The 2,553-nt window shown below is 46.5% G+C and carries 3 protein-coding genes; 1 reads left to right on the forward strand and 2 read right to left on the reverse strand.

The genetic code is table 11. The annotated features are described in order from the left end of the window. Nucleotides 1-329: 329 nt before the first annotated feature. Nucleotides 330-749 carry a hypothetical protein gene (locus tag ACE38U_RS22325; RefSeq protein WP_038482859.1) on the reverse strand — a complete coding sequence of 140 codons (420 nt, stop codon included), beginning with the start codon at nt 747-749 and terminating at the stop codon, nt 330-332. Nucleotides 750-768: 19 nt separating this feature from the next. Further along, nucleotides 769-1,722, reverse strand: coding sequence for a transcriptional regulator (locus tag ACE38U_RS22330; RefSeq protein WP_038474837.1), 954 nt, complete (start codon nt 1,720-1,722; stop codon nt 769-771). Between the two features lie 690 nt (nt 1,723-2,412). Here ACE38U_RS22330 and ACE38U_RS22335 point away from each other — a divergent pair. After that, nucleotides 2,413-2,553, forward strand: a 141-nt coding sequence (locus ACE38U_RS22335) for a flagellin N-terminal helical domain-containing protein (RefSeq protein WP_445986273.1), incomplete at its 3' end; no start/stop codon positions are given.

The following is a 2,553-nucleotide window of genomic DNA, read 5'->3' on the forward strand; positions in this document are numbered from 1 at the left end:
AAGAAGCGAGGCTCGGTTCCGGCTTAAATCGCCTCCGTTTTCTCTCCGACTGGCCAGGGTCCGGCCGTCGGGAACGGCCGGAGGCTGAGAGCGTCGGGAACGCGTCTCAGCCGACCCAGGACTGGGAGATAAAACGGAGGTCTGCCGCTTTAGCGGTCGATTTATTTGGCCGGGAGTCCGGGGTCTCGGGGAAGTGACGGTGACTTCCCCGAGTCGTTCACCGGTTCGGTAGTGACATATGAAACAGGACTGGAAGTGAACGGAACCTTAGCCAATCATACAGAGGGCGTATTTGTGACTAAGAGATAGCCGAATTGAAAGGGAAATTATCACTGCAATGGATAAAGGAAGATAATCCCGCTCTGGCCCACCACCAGCGGCTGCCCGTTGAGTTTTAGCGGCTGCATCCAGACATCCATATTCATCATTAAGTCTACCAGGCCGTCGATCATTAACCCTTTGCTGGCGGTGCTGTAGTAAATCGGTGACCATGAGAACCACTGCCGCCCCTGGCGCATGTCGGTTTGGGTAAACTTCCCTTTGAGTATAAAACGCGGATCGTCCGGGCTGGTGATGGTCGTTAAAATCGTGTTATTGACCATCTCCATGTGCGAGTCATAAACCTCTTTTCGCCGCGACATCAGGTCATAAAAGCCCATTTGGACATCGACGGTAATCTGGTGCCCGGGCGGCGTGTTGCTCTGAGACCAGCTGTAAAAACCGAGCGTGCTCAATATCAGGCACGTCATTAAGGTACTCAGGATCCATTTAGCCAACGCTGCAGCCCTCCATTTCACCCAGTTTTCTTCGCGTTTCACGCAGGATTAAGTTGTTGAGCTGGCTGATATCGATGCGCCAGTGGTAGATTGCCATTGCCAACTGTTTATTTTCGCAGCTGCTTTTCAACGAAAAGGTGTAATTGAGCGTCTGATCGATGCTCTGATAATACACATCCATCACGATAGACTGACTCTTAAGCAGCAAATTCATCTGGTAAAGCGTGCCTTTTAGCTTGTTATAAAGCTGATCTTTACTGTTGACTGCATGGCTTAAGGGGGCAATTTCGTAGAGACGAATATTGCTGTAGACGTTGCTTTCCTGCTCTTCATACTGCAGACGATGATCGCTGAACTCAAAATAGCGCCACGTCGAAAAGGCAGCGATAAGTACGACGACGACCATCAGCGAGGTCATCCAGGGAAAACCCTGCCACCAGCGAGCGCGAGTTTTTACCGGCACGCCGTTTGGGCTTTCAACAACAACGAAAGCGGGTTCCGGCCCCGCGAGTTTTTCTTCCGCAACGTCGGCTTCCAGAACGACCGGGTCTTCATAGAATACGGCTTCGCTTAGCAGCGCATCGGCTGAAGTATCAAGAACTTCTTCTTCATCTTTTTCAATAACATTGCAATAATCGGCTTCCAGCAAATAACCTTTTCGAGGTATGGTTTTGATTATCTTTTGCTGTTTTCCGTCATCTTCAAGCGCCGTGCGTAAAGCATGAATGGCGTTCGGCAAACTATTATTGCCAATAACTCTTCGTTCCCAAACAAGCGTGGTCAGCTCTTCTCTGGTGAGAATTTCTCCGGCATGTTGAATGAGCGTATCCAGCAGTTTTAATTGATATTCGCCGAGGCGTTTTCGTTCCCCACTGGTTAAATGAAGAATCGAGCCGGAGCTAATATCAATCAGCCAGTTATTCACAGCGCAGTAGCGTTTATTCATTTTTTTTTGGCTGCAGCCATTCCTATAATAATTAACGGATATCGTGAGGCTTATGCGTGAGCGCCACGAATACATTCGTCATCATTAAGTCCATTTAGTATTCATCACTGAACAGCCGCTCGCTGCGGAGGGAACGGAAGAACGGCCTGTTCTTATGCCCTGTGACGGATTCAACGGTCCAAAAGCGGAAGAAAAAGTGTGGTTTTTAAGACCGGAACCAGGAAGAAAAACTTCCTGGTCCCTTTTTTACGCTATAAAAGTGTGATTCGCAATGTGTTTTAAGACAATTCTCGGCCTGAATTATTAAATAACATGAGGGGAAGTTAATAAATATGAGTGCAGGAGGTGAATGTTATATGGATGATTTTAGATGTGAAAACGATGTTTTCACTCGAGCGTGTTATTAACGTTATTGGCCTTTTTTTTAAAGAGATAGAAGGTGATTTTTTATTGGTTTCTTCATTTAAGATTTATCTTAATTTTGTCGCTATGGTTTTTAATATTTGCCCTTTTAATATTTTGTTATTGCCAATGAGAATGACTATTAATGCACTAACATTGCCTGTTGTATAAAGAGGATGTGGGCAGGTAAAAAATAAAAATAGATTTAATTTTAATAGTGCAGGTGTCGTTTTATCTCCATACAACAGTCAGGAGACTGAAAATCAGGTTCATCAAGGAGAATAAAAAATGGCATTATCTATTTTCACCAGCGGCTCTTCCATGTCCTCCATCAACGCGCTGAATAAATCCAACAGCATGCTGTCCACCGCCATGGAGCGTCTGGGCACCGGCAAACGCATCAACTCTGCCGCTGACGATGCCGCAGGC

It is taken from the genome of Cedecea selenatireducens (assembly GCF_042138895.1).
In the GTDB taxonomy this organism is placed as follows: Bacteria; Pseudomonadota; Gammaproteobacteria; order Enterobacterales; family Enterobacteriaceae; genus Cedecea; species Cedecea selenatireducens.